Consider the following 19837-nt stretch of genomic DNA (forward strand, 5'->3'; position numbering starts at 1 on the left):
CCGTCAGGCGGTCTTCAACACCTCGGCAATCTTGCGCATCTGTTCGCCGATCATGTCGCATTGTTCCGGCGTCGACTGGCTCATCGCCTTTTCGATCAGCGTCATGTGGACCTTCAGGGCCTGCATCAGCAGTGCTTCGCCTGCCTCAGTCAACGTCAGCCGCAGCACGCGCTTGTCCTTCTCGTCGCTCTCGCGGCGCAGTAGGCCGCGGGTCTCCAACTGCGGCAAAAGCATGGTGATGTTGGAGCGGCCGACCAGCAGGCGGCGAGCGAGGTCGTGCTGCGACATGCCGGGATGGCGGTAGAGGTTCATCAGCACGTCCAGCTGCGCCGGCTTCAGGTCGAGCGGCGCCAGCTTCACCGCCAAGGTGCGTTCCACCACGTGGCAGGCGCGCGCCACCGCAACCCAGTTGCGAAAACGCGGGTTGTCCCAGGGCAGGTCTTGCTTAATGTTCATGTTTGAACTATTATGTTCATGCTTGAACCAATGGATGGATCGCCACTATGGCATCATTTGGACTGAAGGTCATCCGCGGCACGTTCGGCGTGGCCGAGCATGTGGCGCCGCGACTCACCGGGCGCGCTGCATTCGAGCTGTTCTGCCGCACGCCGCACGAAAAGAGCTTGAGCCATGGTGAGCGCCGCGCAATCGATCGCGCCGCCGATTTCATGACCGAAGCGCGCCATCACCGGCTAAAGACCAGAACCGGCTGCGTCATGGTGCATGAATTCCGGCCCGAGCCGGGCAGGGCGGCTGCAGGCACCGTGCTCGTCATCCATGGCTGGCGTTCGCGTACCGAATACATGCGCACATTGATCGAAGCCTATCGCGATGCCGGCTACAAGGTGGTCTCGCTCGATTTGCCGGGCCACGGCCAGTCGCAGGGCCGCCGGCTGACCCTTGTCAGTGCGGTCGATGCAGCACGGGTTGCCGGCGAATGGTTCGGCCCATTTGCCGCCATCGCCGGCCATTCCTTTGGTGGTGCCGTCGCCGCCAATGCCGTCGCCGGTTCAATCAGAAATATCCCGCCGTTGACGGCCGGGCGGCTGGTGCTAATCGCTGCGCCGAGCTCGCTTCCTGCGATCTTTGCCGATTTCAGCCGCATGCTGAATGTCGGCTCGCGCTCGCAGGTCGCCATGGCCGACCGGGTCGAGCGCATCGCCGGCCGGCCGCTGCACGAATTCACCGGTGACCGCCAACTGGCAAGCGCGCCGCTGCCGACGCTGGTGATCCACGCGCCGGACGACCGCGAAGTGTCCGCCGATCATGCAAGGCTCTACGCGCGTGCCGGCGACCATGTGCGGCTGTACTGGGCCGACGGGCTCGGCCACCGCCGCATTCTCGCGGACAAGGGTGTGGTGGAGCGCGCCGTTGGCTTCGTTGCCGGCAGGCTGGAGCCGTCTCTGCAGTGACCTGAATGTCTGTTCTTGTCTGCCGGGTTCGACCGTCACGCCGCCCCGGTGCTGGCCATCGCTATCCAAGCCGCCATTGCCCCGGCCACCGTCTCCAGAAGAGCCGAGCGCGACGCGCCGTCGCGCGCCTGGATCGACATGCCGTGCTGTACGGTCGCATAGAAGGTCGCGGCCGTACCGCAGTCGAAATCGGCCGGCAACTCCCCCTCGGCCACGCCACGCTCGAGGCGTCTCAGCAAGGCTTCGCGGTTTTCGGCACGGCGACGGCGCAGATCATCGCAGATGGCGCCGCGGCTCGAGTCCTGGTGCAATGCGCCGAGCGCGATAAGGCAGCCTTGCGGACGGCCGGTCTGCGAATAGGCCCTGGCCGTCTGGCGCAGGAATCGCTCGACCGCCTGGCGTGCGGTCGGCGCCTTTTCCAGCGCAGACCAGATCTCGGTGCCTTCCACCTGCGTGTAAAGCTCGGTCGCCTCGAGGAACAGCGCTTCCTTGCTGCCAAAGGCTGCGTAGAGGCTGGGTGAGTTGATGCCCATTGCAGCGGTCAGGTCGCTTATCGACGCGCCCTCATAACCCTTGGCCCAAAACACCTCCATTGCCCGCCGCAAGGCGGCGGTTCGATCGAAGGTGCGGGGGCGGCCTCGTTCCGGCATGGCGCGCTTTCTGTGTTGATCGATACATAATTCAGTTGACGCGGTTCAGCAAGGCTGGCAGATATTTATGTATCAATCACTACAAAATGGAGAAGCAAATGTCATCCAGGAGCTTGCACGGCAAGGCCGCCCTCGTCACCGGCGGCAGCCGCGGCATCGGTGCGGCGATCGCACGAAGGCTCGCGGCCGACGGCGCGGGCGTGGCGATCACCTATGTGAATGGCGAGGAACGGGCGCGTTCGGTGGTCGGGGCAATCGAGGCGGCCGGCGGTCGGGCCTTCGCCATCAAGGCCGACAATCGCGATGCTGCCGCGATCGAGGCGGCAGTCGATGAGGCGGTAAAAGCCTTCGGACGGCTCGACATCCTCGTCAACAGTGCCGGCATCTGGCGCGCTGCGCCGATCCATGCCCTGTCGCTTGCCGACTTCGATGAGACAATGGAGGTCAACCTCAGAGCCCCGTTCGTCGCCGCCAAGGCGGCAGCAGCGCATATGGGCGAGGGTGGCCGGATCATCTCGATCGGCAGCAACCTGGCCGAGCGTGCCACCGATGCCGGCCTGAGCGCCTATTCGGCCAGCAAGGCTGCCTTGGTTGGCCTGACCAAGGCCTTTGCACGCGATCTCGGTCCGCGCGGCATCACCGCCAATGTCGTCCATCCGGGGTCGACGGATACCGACATGAATCCAGCAGGCGGCCCGCACGCCGAGCATCAGCGCCAGAAGATGGCGACGCCTCGCTTCGGCACGGCCGACGAGATCGCCGGCATGGTCGCCTGGCTTGCCGGCCCCGAAGGGCGCTTCGTGACAGGCGCGGCATTGACCATCGACGGCGGCGCCAACGCTTGAGGCTTGGCTCGCGGGCACTACCATTGGTCGGGGGCGAAGGCGGATTGGCTTGACCCGTCACGATGTTGTGAAACCGTTCTGCAACAGACGTTCCGAAATTTATGGAAGCTTAACGAAATCAGTATGAATCAGTATAGTCACGCCTTACATCCGCCATGCGGTGGGCGAGACCGTGAAAGCGGTGCGGAACGGGATCCGGGTTCAACCGGAGCGGGTGATCCATGAAACTCCTTGGAAACAAAGCCACCGTGCTGCCGTTTGCGGTGGCCGTGGCAATGCTGGCCTTCGGCGCGCCGCAGGCTGAAGCACAAGGGTTCTTCGACATGCTTTTCGGTGGCGGCGTCAAACACGCACCGCCGAAAGGTAACTTTCCCCCGCCACCGTCAAAATACAAGCCGAGGCCCAAGGCGCCGGCCGCTTCCGGTGGTGGCGGTGGTGGTGCGCAAATCAGCAGCCCGTCCTATTACACCTACAAGAGCGATCCGCTGGTGCGCGTCGATTTTTCGGCACTGTCGGCAGCGCCTGAACCGGCAACGCCGCAGGATGCTGCGTTCGAGCCGGCGGCCACCGGGGCTGCATTCCGCGAAGCCATTGCCGGGCTCGACGGCTATGACCTCTATGCCGAGAAGGACATCGCCAAGGCGCTGATCGCCTACTACTCAGCCAATCCGGATTTCATCTGGGTGACGGGAACCAGTCCCAGCAGCCGTGCGCAGGATGCGGTGCGGGTGCTGGGCGAAGCCGCGAGCTACGGCCTGACGCCCGCCGACTACACCGTCGAAATTCCGGCAGCAGGCACATCGGCGGGCGATGCCGATGAACGCCTGAAAGAGCTGGTCCGCTTCGAGATGGCGCTGTCGGCACGCGTCCTGCGCTACGCCCGTGACGCACAAAGCGGCCGCGTCGATCCCAACCGCATGACCGGCTACTACGATTTTCCGCCGAAGCCGCTCGACATGGAAGGGGTGCTGAAGACGCTGGCCCATACCCAGCAAGCTCGCACCTACCTCGAATCGCGGCATCCACAGAATGCCGAGTATCAGGCGCTGCGCGTCGAACTGGAAGCGCTCCAGGCCAGCGCCGAAGACGAAATCACCATCGATCCCAATCTGCTGTTGAAGCCGGGGCAGACCAGCCCTGAACTGCCGAAGCTTTTGACAAAGATCGCGCGCAATCTCGATGACGAGATGGGCGGCGCCTATGGCGAGGTCCTGGCGAGGCTCGCCACCAGCGAGGTTTATGATCCGGAGCTGGTGCCGGTGATCAAGGCGGTGCAGAAACGGGCCGGCATGAAAGGCGACGGCGTCATTGGCCCACGTACCGTTGCATCGTTGGCCGGAACGTCCAAGGCCGATAAGGTTCAGAAGGTTCGGGTTGCGCTCGAAGAGTTGCGCTGGCTGCCTTCCGACCTCGGCAGCCCGCGCGTCTTCATCAACCAGCCGGCTTTCACCGCGAGTTATATCGACGATGGCGAGGAGAAGCTGAAGACCCGCGCAGTCGTCGGCAGGCCCACCAACCAGACTGCTTTCTTCTATGACCAGATCGAGCAGGTCGACTTCCACCCCTATTGGGGCGTGCCGCAGTCGATCCTGGTCAATGAGATGCTGCCGCGGCTGCGCCGGGATCCGGGCTATCTCGACCGCGCCGGCTATGAGGTGGTCAATGCGCGCGGCAAGCGCATTCCCTCCTCCTCGGTCAATTGGGGCGCCTATGGCGCGAAGATACCCTACGGCGTGCGCCAGCTGCCGAGCGAGGCCAATGCGCTGGGCGAGTTGAAGATATTGTTCCCCAACAAGCACGCCATCTACATGCATGACACGCCGCAGAAGTCGTTTTTCCAGCGCGACATGCGCGCGCTCAGCCATGGCTGCGTGCGCTTGCAGGATCCGCGCGGTATGGCGGCTGCCGTGCTCGGCACCTCGGTCGACTACATCGAGGACAGACTGAAGCTCGGACATTCGACCGAAGACGTGACACGCAAGATCCCGGTCTATGTCGCCTATTTCACCGCATGGCCGGACCTGTCCGGCAATGTCGAATATTTCAACGACGTCTACGGCCGCGACACAAGGCTGCAGCAGGCGCTCGACAGCACGGAAGCGGTGCGTTCGCCGGCAAGCTGAGGAATGCGGGTCTAGCGCTGAAAGAGCGGACGCCGGAAGCCGGCGTCGCGCCCGGCGATCAGCCAATACACCAGGCCAGCGACAACGCCTGCTGCGGCAATGATACCGATATCGGCCCAGCGCTCCGGGTTCGTGTCGTCTGGTACACTGGGCCAGATCAGGGCGAAGCCGCCAACCGCAGCCGCGGCGCCGAAGATCATATGCAGCCAAAAACTGCGCAGCGAGAAAAACTCGGCAATCAGTGCGAAGATCAGCGTCTGCAAGGCAGTCAGCACGATCGTCAGAAAATAGATGAACATGCCGAGCGGCGGCAACAGCAGCACCGCAACGGGGGTGACACCCATGACGTCGAAATAATTCGGCGCATTTGGCAGCGAGCTCAGCCCGCCATAGATCGCCGCCACCGCGATCAGCCCAACCAGTACCGCTATGAAATAACCCGCGAGCATCATCAGAAAGCGTTTCAATACGTGCTTTACCGTCGCCATGCCCACCCCCGCGCGCAATGATAGCACTCAGTCAGCCATCAAAGTCATATCTGCGCAAGGGTGTGTCGAAGGCCGGGGGCCTTCGAGGCGCGCCATTTTTTAGAATCTGGACCGTTTGCGGGACAGCTTCATTTCGGCGCGGCTGTCACCGGATCATAGGTGATTTCGACTTTGGCCTTGTCGTTCGTGTAATAAATGACGGTGTAGGCGCCGCTGTCCCAATCGATTTCCTTGATGTAGCGGAAGTCGTCGCGCTGCTCGACTTTGGCAATGATTTCCGACAGCTTCTTGGCATTCTGCGCCGGCACCGGATTGTCGTCCGCGGCAAAGGCCGATCCGCCGACAAGCAGCACGGCGGCCGCCAAAACAAGTCTGGACATGGCTTTCCCTCACATCTCGATCAGCAGAAACTCGTTTCCATGCAGGTTTGTTCCGGGATCGCGGAGCGTTGCGCTACAAGGAGGCACCGTCCGTACCTGATTTATGGCCGCCGAAAAAAGGCGACTGCTTAAAATCATGATGCGTCGCCTCAACATCGCGGCCATAACAGTGCCGACGGCCACTCGGGGGTCTACATGCAAATGCGTCATGCCATCATATTTGTACTTTCCATACTTTCCATACTTTCCATCCCGTCCGTTTCGATGCCTGTGCAGAAAGCCGAGGCGCTGGAACCTGAACGCTATACGGTCTATTGCGCCGACGACCGCATCGGAGTTTCGTTCTGGGATATCGAGCAGATGAAGGTGCGGGCCGGCTCCAACGTTTGCCAGTTCCAAAGCTATACGAGCTACAGCAGCGCCTTGAATTTCGCCCAAAAGAATTTTGGGGGCGAGGGGGCGACCTGCAGCTGCTAGTGGTAAAAATCTGACGCTTGGTGCCCAATGCGGATTATCTGTTCCGACCCTTTCCGGTCGTACAGACGTGGCAATGTTACGGCGTCAGTTGACCCGTTCCGTTCATTGGCCATCTTGCAACCCTTTGAAATCTGGCGCTAGATGGGACATGGGACCATTACTGCGCGAGGTCTCTATGGCAAACACAGAAGAAGGAACGCGCGTAGCAGGAGTTTGGCTTGCGATCGCCTCTATCCTGCTGGCAGGCGCGCTGGTCGGCCATGGGCCGATCGATCCCGATATGGGTCGCCAGATGGGAGTCATCACCGACGACCCTGTCCGATGGGCGATCATCCATTGGGTTTCCGCGGTAGCGCTATCACTGTTCGTCCTGACAGGTCTGATCGTGCTGGCGGCCAGATCGCGCCTCACCGAGGCGTGGTGGACGTTGTCTGCCTGGGGTGTGCTGACTGTCGGCGCCCTCTGGACCATGACGACCGCGGTGGCCGAGGCCACCGTGGTCTCCGCCGCTGCTGCCGCCGGGAACACGGCAACTTTCGAGGCCTGGTGGGCATTTTCCGAAGGAAAGGCCAACGGCTTCATGTTTTTGGCGTTGGCCGTTGCCGTGATCGCTGGCAACGAGGCGCAGACCACTCACCGAGCCACGCCGGTCTGGGCATCGTCCATCGCAGTCGTGGCCGGAATTGGAGCCTTCCTCGGTTGGCCCCTGGGCATGTGGCTCGGAGTCACCCTGGGCAGCTTCGTCTGGGTCGTGGCATCACTGGTGATGTCCCTGTGGACACTTTGGTTCGGGTTGGGTTTAGCGCGGACCGTGATCGGGCTGCGGCCTCACAATGGGTGACATCGAGTCCGTAGCGGGAGCGTAGCGAGCGACCCGCTTGATGACCGCGACGGGCGCTCCAGCCGCTCCCAGGCGGCGGGGATTGCTTCGCGCCGCTGAAAAAGGCCTCGACGCGCGAGTTTGCCGAATGGGCGATATGCTTGCAGTGGGCGCGATAAAGCCGCTTCAGCAGCCGGAGCGAAAGGCAGGTTTACCCAGAGCGCGCCTACTGCTTCGGGACCAAGCGTCAGATTTTGACAACTAGCCGCTCTGACTTGGAATTGATTCAGGAAAGCAGATGGTGGGCGATGCAGGGATTGAACCTGCGACCCCACCCGTGTGAAGGGTGTGCTCTCCCGCTGAGCTAATCGCCCGCTCGTTGCCCGAAGGCCAAGCGCGCCGCGATATAAGGGAGGCCGGCCCGCGAAGTCAACCACTTGTCGGTCGGCATCTGGCGGTCCGGACTATGGCCGGCTTCAGCCCTCTGCCGCGGCCATCAGCCCTTGTACCATATCGAGCGTCAGCGAATCGAAATGCGAGATCACCGCCGACGGTTCAAACTCCCGCACATGACGGTCGGTGTAGCCGAAATCGACTGCCACCACCGGAATGCCGGCCGCCTTTGCCGTGTCGATGTCGGTCTGCGAATCACCGACCATCAGTGCACGGTGCGGGTCGCCGCCGGCACGCGCGATGGTCTGCGTGAGATGGCGCGGGTCTGGCTTGCGGAACGGAAAACTGTCCTGGCCGCAGATCGCCGCGAAATGCCTGGTCATGCCGAGCGCCTCGATCAGTGCCACCGAATTGGCCTCGTATTTGTTGGTGCAGATGGCCAGCAGGTACCCGGCCGCCTCGAACCGCGCGATCGCCTCCGGTACGCCCGGGTAGGGGCGCGATTTGCCGGGAATGTTAACGGTGTAATGGTCCAGAAACAGCTTTAGCAGGCGGTCGTGCTCCTCCACTGCCAGCGACCTGTGCTGCGCTGCATGGGCGCGCTCTATCATCACCCGGCCGCCATGGCCGACGAAGCGCTTGAAGCCGGCTTCGTCGACGGCCGTGAGCTGGCTGGCGGCAAGGCTGTGGTTGAGGCTGTCGAGCAGATCCGGCGCCGTGTCGATCAGCGTCCCGTCGAGGTCGAACACGATGATCGGTCGGGTCATGGCCTGTCCTGTGACGATTTGATTGCCGGCAGGCGATAACCGCTGCGGCCCGTTCAGGCAAGCCGGCTTATGCATCGCGGGCAAGGTCCTTTGACCAGCCCGGCAAAAATGCTACGAGCGCCGAAACGAATCTCGGGACCCGGCATGGATGCGAGGCAATTGAAGGTTGAGGCTGCGCGGGCAGCGCTTGCCCATGTCACGGACGGCATGCGGCTCGGCATCGGCACCGGCACGACAGCGGATGAGTTCGTGCGGCTGCTCGCCGACAAGGTCGCCACCGGCCTGACTGTCATCGGCGTGCCGACCTCGGAGCGCACCGCCGTCCTTTGCACCGAGCTTGGTGTGCCGCTGTCGACCCTCGAGGAAACGCCCGAGCTCGACCTCACCATCGACGGCGCCGACGAGATCGATCCGGCGCTGACACTGGTCAAGGGCGGCGGCGGCGCGCTGCTGCGCGAAAAGATCGTCGCGGCGGCCTCCGCCCGCATGATCGTCATCGCCGACAGCTCCAAGATGGTCGAGATGATCGGCCGTTTTCCGCTGCCCATCGAAGTCAACCGATTTGGCCTGCGCGCCACCGAAATTGCAGTTGGCGCAGTGGCTGCAAACCTTGGCCTTTCCGGCCCTGTTACACTGAGGATGACGGGGAGCCAGCCATTTGTTACAGACGGCGGCCATTTTATCCTCGATGCATCTTTTGGCCGCATTCCGGATACAAGAGCGCTTTCGAATGCTCTCCACGCCATTCCGGGCGTGGTCGAGCATGGTCTTTTCATCGGGCTGGCATCAACGGCCATCATAGCCGGCGGCGACGGCATCCAAACCGTCCATGCCGCCCGAAAACCAGGGAGTTTTACCGATCATGATGTTGCATAACCGGGTTGGCCGCTTTTTTGCCATTCTGGCGGCCTCGGCCGTTTTCGCGTTTTCGTCGCCGGCGTTTTCGCAGGATGTCACTGATGCGCATTTGAAGGCGGCGCGCGCCGCGGTCGCGGCGATCCATGCGACGGATACGTTCGACAACATCCTGCCGCAAGCTGCCGCGGCGCTCGAGCAGCAGCTGATCCAGAAGAACCCGGACATGCAGGAACTGATCGCCAAGACGATCAACGAGAAGGCGATGGCCCTGGCATCGCGCCGCGCCGACCTGGAAAAGGAAGCAGCGCTTGCCTATGCAAAAGTGTTCTCGGAAAAGGAGCTCACTGAAATCGCCGCCTTCTACAACTCCGATACCGGCAAGAAGCTGCTCGACAACGGCTCGATCGTGACGCGCGAGCTGGTGAAGGCTGCCGACATCTGGCAGAACGGCCTGGCTCGCGATCTCGCCCAACAGGTAGGCGAGACCCTGGGTGCAGCGGCGAATGCCAAGGCGCCGGCCGCACCTGCCGACGGTGCCGCCCCGGCCGATGGCGCTGCTCCTGCGGACGCGACACCGAATTGATCGCGAACTTCCGAGCGGCCTGACCGCCACTGGACCAGAAAGCCCGGCAAGTCCGGGCTTTTCTTTTGATGGTCGGCAGCCTACCTGTCTCGGTGTTTGAGGGGCAAGGAGTTCAGCCATGGCCGGTTACGACTACGATCTTTTCGTCATCGGCGGCGGCTCCGGCGGGGTGAGGGCGGCGCGCGTCGCGGCAGCACTCGGCAAGCGCGTCGGCATCGCCGAGGAATACCGCTATGGCGGCACCTGTGTGATCCGCGGCTGTGTGCCGAAAAAGCTCTATGTCTATGCCTCGCAATTCCCCGAGCATTTCGCCGACGCCGCCGGCTATGGCTGGACGGTGCCTGAGGCGCGTTTCGACTGGCAGACGCTGGTCGCCAACAAGGATCGCGAAATCAGCCGGCTGGAGGCCATCTACCAGAACAACGTGCAGGGCGCCGGCGGCGAAGTCTTTCACTCACGCGCCGTGCTGGTCGATCCGCATGTGGTGCATCTTCTCGGTGAGGATCGCACCGTTACCGCCGACCAGATCCTGATCGCTACCGGCGGGCGTCCGGCACCGCACCCGGCATTGCCCGGCCATGAGCACTGCATCTTCTCCAACGAGGCCTTCGACCTCAAGGAGCTGCCGAAGGCAATCATGATCGAGGGCGGCGGCTATATCGCCGTCGAATTCGCCAACATCTTTCACGGGCTTGGCGTCGACACGACGCTTGTCTACCGCGGCAAGGAAATCCTCAGCCGTTTCGACATGGACCTCAGACGCATGCTGCACGAGACGATGGAAAAGAAGGGGATAAGAATCCTCTGCCACGCCGTGTCAGAGTGGGTCAGGAAGCGGCCTGACGGCCGGCTCGACGCGCTTGTCACCGGCGGCACGGTGCTGACGGTCGATCAGGTCATGCTCGCCATCGGCCGCATTCCCAATACCGAGAACATGGGCCTGGAAGGCGTCGGCATCGAGATGACCAAGACCGGGGCAATCCAGGTCGACGGATACTCCCGCACCAATATCGACAACATCTGGGCGATCGGTGACGTCACCCACCGCGTGCAATTGACGCCGGTGGCGATCCACGAGGCGATGTGCTTCGTCGAGACCGCCTTCAAGGACAAGCCGACGGCGCCCGACCACGACACGATCGCGACCGCGGTCTTTTCCCAGCCCGAGATCGGCACGGTCGGCCTGTCGGAGGATGAGGCGGCAAAACGCTTTTCGGATCTCGAAATCTACCGCGCCACCTTCCGGCCAATGCGGCACACGCTTTCCGGCCGCGATGAAAAGATGCTGATGAAGCTGGTCGTCGACGGCGCCTCGAAAAGAGTCCTCGGCGCCCACATCCTCGGGCCGGATGCCGGCGAAATGGCGCAGCTTCTCGGCATACCGCTGAAGGCCGGGCTGACCAAGGATGATTTCGATCGTACCATGGCGGTGCATCCGACCGCGGCGGAAGAACTCGTCACCATATACAAGCCGACTTACCGGGTGAGAGATGGTGAGCGCGTCTGACGCGACAAGAACCCATCGCGGCAACGGGATTGCCGCGATGGAAGTGCGTGAGTTTTTTTACAGCAGCGTTCCGCGCAGGATCACCAGCGCCACAGAAAAATAAATCACCAACCCGGTGACGTCGACCAGCGTGGCGACGAACGGAGCCGATGCGCTGGCCGGATCGAAGCCGATGCGCTTCAGGGCGAACGGCAGCATCGATCCAGACAGCGAGCCGAAGGTGACGATGCCAACCAGCGTGGCGCCGATCGTCATTGCGATCAGCGGCCAGTGGGGGCCGTAGTCGTAGAAGCCGAGATACTGCCAGAGCGCGATGCGGCAAACGCCGACTACGCCAAGGATCGAGCCAAGCACCAGGCCGGTCGGCAGCTCGCGCAGGGCCACCCGCCACCAGTCGCCAAGGCCGATCTCGCGCAGCGCCAGCGCCCGGATGACGAGCGAGGTCGCCTGCGAGCCGGAATTGCCGCCGGAGCTCATGATCAGTGGAATGAACAGGGTCAGCACGATCGCCTTTTCCAGCTCGCCCTCGTAGCTCTGCATCGCGTTGGCGGTCAGCATCTCGCTGACGAACAGCGCGCATAGCCAACCGGCGCGCTTCTGGATCATCGCCAGAAAGCTCATCTTCATATAGGGCTCGTCCAGAGCCTCCATGCCGCCGAAGCGATGCACGTCCTCGGTCGTTTCCTCGATCATCGTGTCGATGATGTCGTCGATGGTGACAATGCCGAGGAGTTTGCCGTTGTCCACGACCGGGACGGCGAGCAGATCGTATTTCGAGATCAGCTGTGCGACCTTCTCGCTATCGGTCAGCGGCGACACGGTAATAGGCGCGCGATCCGGCGCAACCGCCATGATCAGCTCATCCGGCTCACCGGCAATCAGCCGGCGCAAGCTGGTCGAGCGCAACAGGACATGCGTTTTGGGATCGACGATGTAGATCGCATAGACGGTTTCGCGTGTCCGACCCACCTTACGGATGTAATCCAGTGTGCGGGCCACGCTCCAGTCCGGCGGCACGCTGACATATTCGGTCGTCATGAGCGAGGCGGCGCTGCCCTCGGGGTAGCCTAGAATGGCAAGCAGCGTCGCGCGCAGCGGCGGCGCCAGGCACCCAAGCAGTTCGGAACGAGCCGGTTCGTTCAGAGCGCGCAGTATGTCGGCGGCGCGGTCGACCGACATGGCGGCAAGCAGCCTGCCTGCCCTGCTGCGGGGCAGCGCCTCGACCAGTTCGGACGCGCCGTCGAGTTCAGGCTGGTCGAAGATCTCGACCAGCCGCTCGAACGGCACTTCGCAAAGCAGCTCCGATGCCGTCTTGCGCGGCTCCTGGTTCAAGGCCTCGACGATATCGGCGATGTGTTCGTTGGCAAGCACGCGGGCAACGGCGATAGCATCGCCGCCCGCGACAGGGGAAAACTCGTTCATGGCTCACTCCTTGCCGTCCGGCAGGACGTGAGCCGGTCAGGTCACGTCAAGCGGACGGCGGTTGCGTTCGACTGTGACTGTCGCCAGGCATGGCGCGGTGACCTTTCTGCTCGCGGGTTCGGGTTGGGATCTCTGCGGGCCGGCGCAACATAGGAGCGCGCCTTGCCGAGTCAATCGCGAGAGCGGGTCAAAACGGCGGCAAACCGACTGGATCGCGAGACTGTGATCGGGCTGCGTGGCAGGCTGGCTGGATGCCGGCAGTGGTGCCGCGGCTATCTCTGCTTCAGCCGGCGGGGAAAGCGCAGCCATTTGTCCTCGGCCGGCCGCGTCGGCTGCGTGAGGATGGTGGTGAGCTCGACCGGCAAGCTCGGAACCAGCGGCTTCTTGGTCGCGACGCCGTCGGCGATCGCAACCACGCTGTGGTAGAATTCGGTTCCCGCGACCGATCTCGGCGGCGTCGCCTCATGCATGATCGAGATCACCGTTGCGTCGGGGCAATTGTCCTTGATCGCCTGATGGAAGGCAATTCGTCCTTCAGGATCGAGCGCGCCGGTGGCTTCATCGAGGAACAGCAGTCCGGGCTGCTGCAGCACGATGCGGGCGACGACCAGCTTCTGTTTCTGCCCACCCGAAAGAACCTGATCCCAGATCTTTCCTTCACGGCTCTCATCGGCCAGATGCTCGATGAAGTCGCCGAGGCCGGCCTTGTGCAGGGCGGATGCGACCTGCCGGTCGGCGTAATCATGCTCGGAACCGGGCAGGCAGACAAGCTGCTTCAGCGAGACCTGCTGCAGCTTCACCTCCTGGGCGGCGTAGAAACTCCTGACCCCTTCAGGGAAGACAATGGTGCCGCGGCCATAAGGCCACAGGCCGTTGATCGCCTTGATCAGCGAGGTTTTGCCGCATCCGGATTCGCCCTTCAGGAACGTCCACTCGCCACGCCGGAAGCGCAAGTTTGCAGCGCTCAGGAACGGGGTGGCGTCCTCGCCCTGATGCGCCAATTCGAGCTTCTGGATGGTCAGGCCGAACACCGGGTTCTGGCGGTCGTAACGAAAATCGGAGCGGCCGGTCAGCCCGTAGAATTCCTGCGGGTGCTGGACGTTTTCGATCGCATTTGCGAGTTCGGTGACTCGCTGGCTGTTGGCCCGCACCGCGGCGATGGCAGGCATGACGTGGATGAACCATGAACACTGGCTGATCAGTGAATTGACCATTTCAGAGCCAGTTATGTAACCCTTGAGATCGAACCCGTTGTGGATGAACGGCACTAGCCCAGGCCCGTAGGCCACAATGCGGGCGCCGATGAAATTGTAGATCAGCTCGAACGAATTGTAGCCTGTGTTGACGATGTTCAGCCGCGCCCAGGTGCGGTCGATGTCGACATAGCGCTGGCTGTGCACCGTCTTCTGCACGTTCTCGCCTTGCGATGCGGCGACATGAAAACTGCGGCGTAGGAACGTGATCAGCTCGCCGCGATAGCTGCCTTCGGCCTGCTGCATTCTGACATTGAGCCGTTCCAGCAGCCTGCCCAGCTTGACCGCGATCCAGGTGTTCAACGGCACGTAGGTGGCGACTGCCAGAAACGCGAGGACGGCGCTGCCATAGCTGCCGAGGAACTCCAACCCTTTGACCTCCGCCGAGTGTGCAAGCAGTTGCTGGCCGACGAAATACAATGAAGTAGCAACGGCCAGGACCCCCATGGCGAGGCCGATGGCTCCGCCCGTCATATCCTTGATCGATTCCTGGATGCGCTGGTCGATATTATCGGGAGCGGCGGCGCCTGACGAACCATGCTGAGCGTGGAAATGCGTGTGATTGGAATCAAGCAGGGCTTCGTTGAACTGGCTGTCGAGCCAGCCTCGCCATTTGCGATGCAACGTTGCGGATACCAGGCTGCGGATACCGGTAAAACCCGCATCTTTGAGCACGACCAGGAGGACAAGTATCCCGGCATTGGTCAGCAATGTCTGAAGCGGCGTGGTGTTTGCGGCATCGTGGAAAAAGGCGATCGAGTTGACCAGCTCTCCGGATGCTACGGCAAACCATACGCCTGCCTTGCTGGAGAGCGCGGTGAGCAGGGCGATCACCAGTGTCAGCGTCCAGGCTTCCACCCAACGGTCTGAGAACCAGTAGGCCCGCATCAGTCCCCAGAAGCTGCGCATCGACGATACGGGCGTCAGGGGCGACTGCCTTGCGGCACCGCGGAGCCATTTTTCCGATATTGAATGTCGCGTTGGTCTATCGACCCGAATCACTAATCCCGCCCAAACGGTTTTTCTTTTGTTACGGACAGTAACACCAATTGATCATTTTCCATTAGCTTTTCTCCAACCGCAGGTGGATTGGCTGGCCGGCCGTTGCAGTGGAGCAACAGAATGAATGCTCACGGCGCTAAGCTGTCACGTTTCGAGGGGCGGAATATTAACGCAATTTCAAACAGTTACTTGCCCGCCCCAGAGCAGTTAGACACCTTCCCCTAGGGAAGGTCTTCACACAGCTTTGTGAACATAGAAGCGCCGTCCAGCAGTCGATTTTCACAAGCTGAACCGATCTTCAGCCCGCCTTTACGGTCAGGTCCGACCTCGTCGGTGGCCAGAACGTGACCGTATGATTCGTGGTTGAAGCCGCCTTGTCACGAACCCGTAATCAGCCAAGCAATGACTTCTCCGGCACAGTCTAGGATGCGGACCAACATCCATTAGACCATGCTTTTTTAGAGCGCGAACAAAACTGCGTTTGACAATGATGCGCTACGGATCGAACCTGCCGGGGCGCATCCACGTTTGAACCGGGGGGAGTTCTTCATGCTTGCACGGACTTTTTTTGCCGCGATGCTCGCAACATTTGCCTGGCTGCCGCAAACATATGCCGGCAGCCAGACCGTTCCTGCAAACGCCGAGGGGCAGGTCGAGTTCAACACTCCGTCCGGCAATATCGGCTGCATCTATACGCCGAAGGGCGGCACCAGCACCTACGAGCCGCAGGATGGCGGACCGGAGCTGAGCTGTTCGCGTGTCGAGCCCAGCTACGTCACCATCATCCTCGGGCCGAAAGGCCCGGCGACGCTGATCAAATATCCGGGCGAGCAAGGCTGCTGCGGCGACGTCACCAAGCTGGCCTACGGCAATAGCTGGAGCAAGGGGCCGTTTTCCTGCCAGTCATCCACCAAGGGATTGACCTGCACCGGCAAGCATGGCCATGGCTTTTTCGTCAGCAAGGCCAAGGTGACGGTGAAATAGTCCGGCTCAGTTGGCCGTTTCCAGCTCGCCGCGCGCCTTGGCCGCTGCAACCTGGCGGATCGCATCGGCAAGCGTATCGGCGTCCTGGGCTCCCATTACGGCATATTTGCCCTCAAGCAGAAAGCACGGCACGCCCGATATGCCCATGCGCGAAGCGGTGGCGATTTCGGTGCGCACCGCCTCGACATCAGCGTCGGTCGGCAGCAGCGTTTCGACCACGGAGGCATCCATGCAGGCCTCGCGGGCGGCTTCGATCAGCACGGCATGATCGCCGAGATTGGCGCCTTCCTCGAAATTCAGCTGGAACAGCCGGCGCACCAGCCGGTTCTGAACGGCCTCGCCGGCAGTCCCGGCCCAGCGAATGAGCCGGTGCGCATCCAGCGTATTGGGCGCGACCTTGATGGCGTCGAAGGCAAAGGAAATCCCTTCAGCCTCGCCCAACGGCTCGATCCGGGCATGGATTTCGCGGATGCGTTGCTCGCTGCCGAATTTCGCCACCATGTAGTCGCGGCGGTTCTTGCCTTCGGGCGGAATCGTCGGGTCGAGCTGGAAGGGCCGCCAGCGTATGTGAACGTCGATATCGACGGCGGCAATCGCCTTGTCGAGCCGTTTCTGGCCGATAAAGCACCAGGGGCAGACGACGTCGGAGACCACATCGACGGTAATCGAGTTCTCGTCGTTCATCTTGATCTCCTGTTCTGAAGAGGTCACTTCGGTTTGCGCCACCAGGTCGGCAACTGATAACCGTATATGGGCGTCTTTTGCGGATGTTCCAGATAGTTCCAATAAGCGAGCCATTGCCGGTTGTTGTGCTGCGTCGGCACCATGTAGTTACCGGAGATCAACAGCCGGTCGAGGACGCGGACGGCGGCGACATAGTCCTCCTTCGAGCGAGCTCTCAACATCGCCTCGATCGCCGCGTCCACCGCCGGATCGGCGACGCCGGCGAGGTTGAACGAGCCTTCGGCCTTGGCGGCAGCGGATCCCCAGCGCCCGGTTTGCTCGATACCGGGCGACAGCGAGTTGTTGAAACCGGTCGAGCCGACCAGCACCTCGAAATCGAAACGCTGCTTGCGCGACTGGATCTGATCACCGTCGAGGCTGCGGATACCGACATCGATGCCGAGCTTCTCAAGCGTGCGCTGATAGATAGCGGCAAGTCGCTCTTCGTCCTGCGAGGCGGTCAGGATCTCGAAACCGAACGGCTTTCCCTCGGGATCGAGCATCGCGCCGTCCTGCACCGTATAGCCTGCGCTCTTCAGCAGCTCGAATGCGGCCTTCAGCACCTTGCGGTCCTGGCCAGAGCCGTCGGTGACAGACGGCCTGTAGGTGCCGTCCATGACATCTGCAGGCACGCGGCCGGGGTAGGGGGCCAGCAGGGCCTTTTCCTTTTCGCTGGCCGGGTGGCCGAGCGCGGAGAGTTCGGAATTCTGCCAAAAGCTCATCGTTCGCGTGTATTTGCCGCCGAATAGATTCTTGTTGGCCCATTCGAAATCGTAGAGCATGCCGAGCGCACGCCGCACGACCGGATTGGAAAATTTCGGCAGCCGCGTGTTGAACAGAAAACCGTTGACCACCGGCGGAATGCCGGTGTCGAAAGTTTCGGCGATGACCTCGCCCCGGTGGAAGGCCGGAAAGTCGAGATCGCGCTCGCGTTTGACCGGGTCGCTGTCGTCGTCGATGGCGCAGATGCCTTTTTTGAACGCTTCCTGCTTGGCGTTGGCGTTGAGGAAATATTCGATGGTGATCTGGTCGTAATTGTCGAAGCCGCGCTTGGACGAAACGTCCTTGCCCCAATAGTCCGGATTGCGCTTGAACACGATGCGCTGGCCGGGCACGACTTGCGCCACCGTGTAAGGGCCGCTGCCGACCACCGGCTTCAGCGTGGTCCTGTCGAATGTGTCCTTGTTGAAAGCGTGTTTCGGGATGATCGGCGTCAGCGCAATGATCAGCGGAAATTCGCGGTCGGCCTTGTCGTTGAAGGTGAAGCGCACGCTGCGGTCGCCGGTCCTTTCGAGCTTGGCAATCGCTTTCATCCGCTGGCTGTAAGGTGGCCGGCCCTTCTCGGTGAAGACGTCATAGGTGAACAACACGTCTTCCGGCGTCACCGGTTCGCCGTCTGACCATTTGGCCCTGGGATCGAGGTGGAATTCGATGCCCTTGCGCTCGGGATCCATGTCGGCGGTATCGGCTAGCAGGCCGTAGAGACTGAAGGCCTCGTCGTAGTTGCGCTGCATCAACGGCGCGAAGAGCAGACTGGCAAAGCTCTGAGCCATGAAGCCCCGCCCCGTGGTGCGCAGGCGTCTCAGGATGAACGGATTGAGCGTGGCGAAGCTGCCCACGACGCAATAGGTAATGCTACCGCCCTTCGGCGCGTCGGGGTTGACGTAGTTGAAATGCTTGTAGTCGGCCGGCAGCGCCGGCTCGCCCTGCATGGCAAGCGCGTGCTTCGGTTCCGACAGGGCCGGTTGCAGGGAAAGGCCGACAAACAACATTGTGGCGATCAGCCAAATGACAACGCGGCCCATGACCGTCTCCTTCCCGATTCGATGCGCAGCATACATGAGCCGGTCGTGCACCGGCCAACCCCCTGAGCCAATCCTTCGGCCAAGATTCGCGAGGCTCGGGCTGGATTCGGCATCGCTTGCAGTGTAACACGCCGTCCGAAGTCATTCTGTTGCCTCATTTCGGCAACAGGTAGCTGGACCACACGGCACGAAAAAGCCGGTTCCGGGATCATTTGAGAGGAATGCACGACATGACCAGCCTGAACAGCAACGCGTACCGCCTGTCGGTCATGGCCGCTGGCGTGGTCGGCATTCTCGGCGCCGGGATTCCCGCTGCTTCCGCGCAGCAGCAACAGCAGATTCCGCAAGGCTGGTTCAAGGCCTGCACCAAGCAGGAAGACGTCGACATCTGCAATGTCCAGAACATCACCACCGCCGGCAACGGCCAGCTCATCACCGGCGTCAGCCTGATCGAATTGAAGGGCAAGGTGAACCGCAAGGTGTTCCAGGTGACGGTTCCGACCGGCCGGCTGGTTCCTCCCGGCATCGGCCTCCAGATCGACGGCGGCAAGGCGCAGAAGCTCGACTATGTGATCTGCTTCCCGGACCGCTGCGTGGCGGAAGTGCCGCTGACCGATCAGCTCGTCGCATCCTTCAAGAAGGGATCGGCGCTGACACTGACCTCGATCAATTTCCAGAACCAGCCGAATCCGATCAAGATTGCGCTGACCGGCTTCAGCGGCGCCTTCGACGGCCCGCCGCTGCAGCAGTCGGACATCGAGGACCGGCAGAAGAAGCTCCAGGAGTTCGTCGCCAAGAACAACCAGGATTTTGCCAAGAAGCTCAAGGAAGAGCAGGAAAAGGCGAAGGCCGCCAACTGATCCACTGCCGCCAACTGATCGACGGGTTTTCGAACAAACAAAAAGCGGGGTTCATGCCCCGCTTTTTTTGCTGAACCGGCTGATTGTCGGGTCCAGCCATGTCTCAAGCCGGCCAAGTCCTAGCTAAGTCATCAATGTCTCGATTGGTGCTTCGGTTCGTAGCGCCCGTCCGGCCTCTTCTCGAACATCTCACCTATCTGTGGATGCCGGACCGGTTCGCCCGACCGGTCCTCGAGCAAATTCTGCTCGGACACGTAGGCGATGTATTCCGTTTCCGAATTCTCGGCGAGCAGATGATAAAAGGGCTGGTCCTTGCGCGGCCGCACGTCAGCGGGGATCGCCTCGTACCATTCGTCGGTGTTGGCGAATTGCGGGTCGACATCGAAAATGACGCCGCGGAACGGAAACAGCCGGTGGCGAACCACCTGTCCGATCGAGAATTTGGCTGTCTTCATCGCACTCACCACTTGAACTTCTTGGACGCC

20 protein-coding genes and 1 tRNA gene are annotated in these 19837 nt (G+C 61.9%); 10 read left to right on the plus strand and 11 right to left on the minus strand.

Annotation, left to right across the window (positions count from 1 at the left end; translation table 11 throughout):
- Positions 1 to 3 precede the first annotated feature (3 nt).
- Positions 4 to 456, minus strand: a complete 453-nt coding sequence (locus NKH43_RS12860) for a MarR family winged helix-turn-helix transcriptional regulator (RefSeq protein ID WP_352494642.1) — start codon at positions 454 to 456, stop codon at positions 4 to 6.
- Between the two features lie 47 nt (positions 457 to 503).
- On the opposite strand from NKH43_RS12860, the gene NKH43_RS12865 reads away from it, so the two are divergent.
- Positions 504 to 1412 (plus strand): alpha/beta hydrolase, encoded by a 909-nt coding sequence (locus tag NKH43_RS12865; RefSeq protein WP_352482593.1) that lies wholly within the window; start codon positions 504 to 506, stop codon positions 1410 to 1412.
- 35 nt (positions 1413 to 1447) lie between these two features.
- Here NKH43_RS12865 and NKH43_RS12870 read toward each other — a convergent pair whose 3' ends face one another.
- Positions 1448 to 2062, minus strand: coding sequence for a TetR/AcrR family transcriptional regulator (locus NKH43_RS12870; RefSeq protein ID WP_352494644.1), 615 nt, complete (start codon positions 2060 to 2062; stop codon positions 1448 to 1450).
- A 98-nt stretch (positions 2063 to 2160) separates the two neighbouring features.
- On the opposite strand from NKH43_RS12870, the gene NKH43_RS12875 reads away from it, so the two are divergent.
- Together NKH43_RS12875 and NKH43_RS12880 are read left to right on the plus strand one after the other, a co-directional pair.
- Complete coding sequence (locus NKH43_RS12875) at positions 2161 to 2907, plus strand: 3-oxoacyl-ACP reductase family protein (protein WP_352640836.1); 747 nt, start codon at positions 2161 to 2163, stop codon at positions 2905 to 2907.
- Between the two features lie 221 nt (positions 2908 to 3128).
- Positions 3129 to 5030 carry a L,D-transpeptidase family protein gene (locus NKH43_RS12880; protein WP_023717621.1) on the plus strand — a complete coding sequence of 634 codons (1902 nt, stop codon included), beginning with the start codon at positions 3129 to 3131 and terminating at the stop codon, positions 5028 to 5030.
- Between the two features lie 11 nt (positions 5031 to 5041).
- Here NKH43_RS12880 and NKH43_RS12885 read toward each other — a convergent pair whose 3' ends face one another.
- Positions 5042 to 5518, minus strand: coding sequence for a hypothetical protein (locus NKH43_RS12885; protein ID WP_352482589.1), 477 nt, complete (start codon positions 5516 to 5518; stop codon positions 5042 to 5044).
- A 128-nt stretch (positions 5519 to 5646) separates the two neighbouring features.
- Positions 5647 to 5898 carry a PepSY domain-containing protein gene (locus NKH43_RS12890; RefSeq protein ID WP_352494647.1) on the minus strand — a complete coding sequence of 84 codons (252 nt, stop codon included), beginning with the start codon at positions 5896 to 5898 and terminating at the stop codon, positions 5647 to 5649.
- 201 nt (positions 5899 to 6099) lie between these two features.
- Between NKH43_RS12890 and NKH43_RS12895 the strand changes: the two genes are divergently transcribed.
- On the plus strand, positions 6100 to 6375 hold the full coding sequence (locus NKH43_RS12895) for a hypothetical protein (RefSeq protein WP_352858499.1): 276 nt from the start codon (positions 6100 to 6102) through the stop codon (positions 6373 to 6375).
- A 175-nt stretch (positions 6376 to 6550) separates the two neighbouring features.
- Positions 6551 to 7216 carry a hypothetical protein gene (locus NKH43_RS12900; RefSeq protein WP_352494649.1) on the plus strand — a complete coding sequence of 222 codons (666 nt, stop codon included), beginning with the start codon at positions 6551 to 6553 and terminating at the stop codon, positions 7214 to 7216.
- A gap of 278 nt (positions 7217 to 7494) precedes the next feature.
- Here the strand turns inward: NKH43_RS12900 and NKH43_RS12905 are convergent.
- Both NKH43_RS12905 and NKH43_RS12910 read right to left on the minus strand, forming a co-directional pair.
- Positions 7495 to 7569: transfer RNA gene (locus tag NKH43_RS12905), tRNA-Val, on the minus strand.
- 102 nt (positions 7570 to 7671) lie between these two features.
- On the minus strand, positions 7672 to 8355 hold the full coding sequence (locus NKH43_RS12910) for a phosphoglycolate phosphatase (RefSeq protein WP_352482587.1): 684 nt from the start codon (positions 8353 to 8355) through the stop codon (positions 7672 to 7674).
- A 144-nt stretch (positions 8356 to 8499) separates the two neighbouring features.
- Here NKH43_RS12910 and rpiA point away from each other — a divergent pair, with 144 nt between their 5' ends.
- From rpiA to gor, 3 genes are all read left to right on the plus strand, one after another.
- Positions 8500 to 9231: a ribose-5-phosphate isomerase RpiA gene (rpiA, locus tag NKH43_RS12915; protein WP_023717615.1), complete on the plus strand. Its 732-nt coding sequence runs from the start codon at positions 8500 to 8502 to the stop codon at positions 9229 to 9231.
- On the plus strand, positions 9218 to 9796 hold the full coding sequence (locus NKH43_RS12920; protein WP_352494650.1) for a DUF2059 domain-containing protein: 579 nt from the start codon (positions 9218 to 9220) through the stop codon (positions 9794 to 9796). Before rpiA ends, NKH43_RS12920 begins: the two co-directional genes overlap by 14 nt.
- 118 nt (positions 9797 to 9914) lie before the next feature.
- The gene (gene gor, locus NKH43_RS12925) at positions 9915 to 11303 is read left to right on the plus strand and encodes a glutathione-disulfide reductase (protein ID WP_352858503.1); all 1389 of its coding nucleotides are present in this window, start codon (positions 9915 to 9917) and stop codon (positions 11301 to 11303) included.
- Positions 11304 to 11360: 57 nt separating this feature from the next.
- Here the strand turns inward: gor and mgtE are convergent, their stop codons facing one another.
- Positions 11361 to 12725, minus strand: a complete 1365-nt coding sequence (gene mgtE / locus NKH43_RS12930; protein ID WP_352858506.1) for a magnesium transporter — start codon at positions 12723 to 12725, stop codon at positions 11361 to 11363.
- 272 nt (positions 12726 to 12997) lie between these two features.
- Positions 12998 to 14887: an ABC transporter ATP-binding protein/permease gene (locus NKH43_RS12935; RefSeq protein ID WP_023717611.1), complete on the minus strand. Its 1890-nt coding sequence runs from the start codon at positions 14885 to 14887 to the stop codon at positions 12998 to 13000.
- 642 nt (positions 14888 to 15529) lie between these two features.
- Here NKH43_RS12935 and NKH43_RS12940 point away from each other — a divergent pair.
- Complete coding sequence (locus tag NKH43_RS12940) at positions 15530 to 15964, plus strand: hypothetical protein (protein ID WP_352858509.1); 435 nt, start codon at positions 15530 to 15532, stop codon at positions 15962 to 15964.
- Between the two features lie 6 nt (positions 15965 to 15970).
- On the opposite strand, the gene NKH43_RS12945 is transcribed toward NKH43_RS12940, so the two are convergent.
- Together NKH43_RS12945 and NKH43_RS12950 are read right to left on the minus strand one after the other, a co-directional pair.
- Entirely contained in the window at positions 15971 to 16648 is a 678-nt protein-coding gene (locus NKH43_RS12945; RefSeq protein ID WP_352858511.1) for a DsbA family oxidoreductase, read from the minus strand.
- Positions 16649 to 16671: 23 nt separating this feature from the next.
- Positions 16672 to 18492 (minus strand): extracellular solute-binding protein, encoded by a 1821-nt coding sequence (locus NKH43_RS12950; RefSeq protein ID WP_352858514.1) that lies wholly within the window; start codon positions 18490 to 18492, stop codon positions 16672 to 16674.
- 230 nt (positions 18493 to 18722) lie between these two features.
- Between NKH43_RS12950 and NKH43_RS12955 the strand changes: the two genes are divergently transcribed.
- Positions 18723 to 19352, plus strand: a complete 630-nt coding sequence (locus NKH43_RS12955; RefSeq protein ID WP_023717607.1) for an invasion associated locus B family protein — start codon at positions 18723 to 18725, stop codon at positions 19350 to 19352.
- Positions 19353 to 19483: 131 nt separating this feature from the next.
- On the opposite strand, the gene hspQ is transcribed toward NKH43_RS12955, so the two are convergent.
- Positions 19484 to 19807: a heat shock protein HspQ gene (gene hspQ, locus NKH43_RS12960; RefSeq protein ID WP_352482577.1), complete on the minus strand. Its 324-nt coding sequence runs from the start codon at positions 19805 to 19807 to the stop codon at positions 19484 to 19486.
- Between the last annotated feature and the right edge of the window lie 30 nt (positions 19808 to 19837).

This window comes from Mesorhizobium sp. M1163 (genome assembly GCF_040318415.1).
GTDB lineage: Bacteria > Pseudomonadota > Alphaproteobacteria > Rhizobiales > Rhizobiaceae > Mesorhizobium.

What these genes read in the sequence shown, in the direction of transcription:
- NKH43_RS12870 (WP_352494644.1), bottom strand. Translation starts at nt 2,062, where the DNA reads ATGCCGGAACGAGGCCGCCCCCGCACCTTCGATCGAACCGCCGCCTTG.
- rpiA (WP_023717615.1), top strand. Translation starts at nt 8,500, where the DNA reads ATGGATGCGAGGCAATTGAAGGTTGAGGCTGCGCGGGCAGCGCTTGCC.
- mgtE (WP_352858506.1), bottom strand. Translation starts at nt 12,725, where the DNA reads ATGAACGAGTTTTCCCCTGTCGCGGGCGGCGATGCTATCGCCGTTGCC.
- NKH43_RS12950 (WP_352858514.1), bottom strand. Translation starts at nt 18,492, where the DNA reads ATGGGCCGCGTTGTCATTTGGCTGATCGCCACAATGTTGTTTGTCGGC.
- NKH43_RS12875 (WP_352640836.1), top strand. Translation starts at nt 2,161, where the DNA reads ATGTCATCCAGGAGCTTGCACGGCAAGGCCGCCCTCGTCACCGGCGGC.
- NKH43_RS12860 (WP_352494642.1), bottom strand. Translation starts at nt 456, where the DNA reads ATGAACATTAAGCAAGACCTGCCCTGGGACAACCCGCGTTTTCGCAAC.
- NKH43_RS12940 (WP_352858509.1), top strand. Translation starts at nt 15,530, where the DNA reads ATGCTTGCACGGACTTTTTTTGCCGCGATGCTCGCAACATTTGCCTGG.
- NKH43_RS12955 (WP_023717607.1), top strand. Translation starts at nt 18,723, where the DNA reads ATGACCAGCCTGAACAGCAACGCGTACCGCCTGTCGGTCATGGCCGCT.
- NKH43_RS12935 (WP_023717611.1), bottom strand. Translation starts at nt 14,887, where the DNA reads ATGCGCAGCTTCTGGGGACTGATGCGGGCCTACTGGTTCTCAGACCGT.
- NKH43_RS12900 (WP_352494649.1), top strand. Translation starts at nt 6,551, where the DNA reads ATGGCAAACACAGAAGAAGGAACGCGCGTAGCAGGAGTTTGGCTTGCG.
- NKH43_RS12865 (WP_352482593.1), top strand. Translation starts at nt 504, where the DNA reads ATGGCATCATTTGGACTGAAGGTCATCCGCGGCACGTTCGGCGTGGCC.
- NKH43_RS12880 (WP_023717621.1), top strand. Translation starts at nt 3,129, where the DNA reads ATGAAACTCCTTGGAAACAAAGCCACCGTGCTGCCGTTTGCGGTGGCC.
- NKH43_RS12890 (WP_352494647.1), bottom strand. Translation starts at nt 5,898, where the DNA reads ATGTCCAGACTTGTTTTGGCGGCCGCCGTGCTGCTTGTCGGCGGATCG.
- gor (WP_352858503.1), top strand. Translation starts at nt 9,915, where the DNA reads ATGGCCGGTTACGACTACGATCTTTTCGTCATCGGCGGCGGCTCCGGC.
- NKH43_RS12945 (WP_352858511.1), bottom strand. Translation starts at nt 16,648, where the DNA reads ATGAACGACGAGAACTCGATTACCGTCGATGTGGTCTCCGACGTCGTC.
- NKH43_RS12910 (WP_352482587.1), bottom strand. Translation starts at nt 8,355, where the DNA reads ATGACCCGACCGATCATCGTGTTCGACCTCGACGGGACGCTGATCGAC.
- NKH43_RS12885 (WP_352482589.1), bottom strand. Translation starts at nt 5,518, where the DNA reads ATGGCGACGGTAAAGCACGTATTGAAACGCTTTCTGATGATGCTCGCG.
- hspQ (WP_352482577.1), bottom strand. Translation starts at nt 19,807, where the DNA reads ATGAAGACAGCCAAATTCTCGATCGGACAGGTGGTTCGCCACCGGCTG.
- NKH43_RS12920 (WP_352494650.1), top strand. Translation starts at nt 9,218, where the DNA reads ATGATGTTGCATAACCGGGTTGGCCGCTTTTTTGCCATTCTGGCGGCC.
- NKH43_RS12895 (WP_352858499.1), top strand. Translation starts at nt 6,100, where the DNA reads ATGCGTCATGCCATCATATTTGTACTTTCCATACTTTCCATACTTTCC.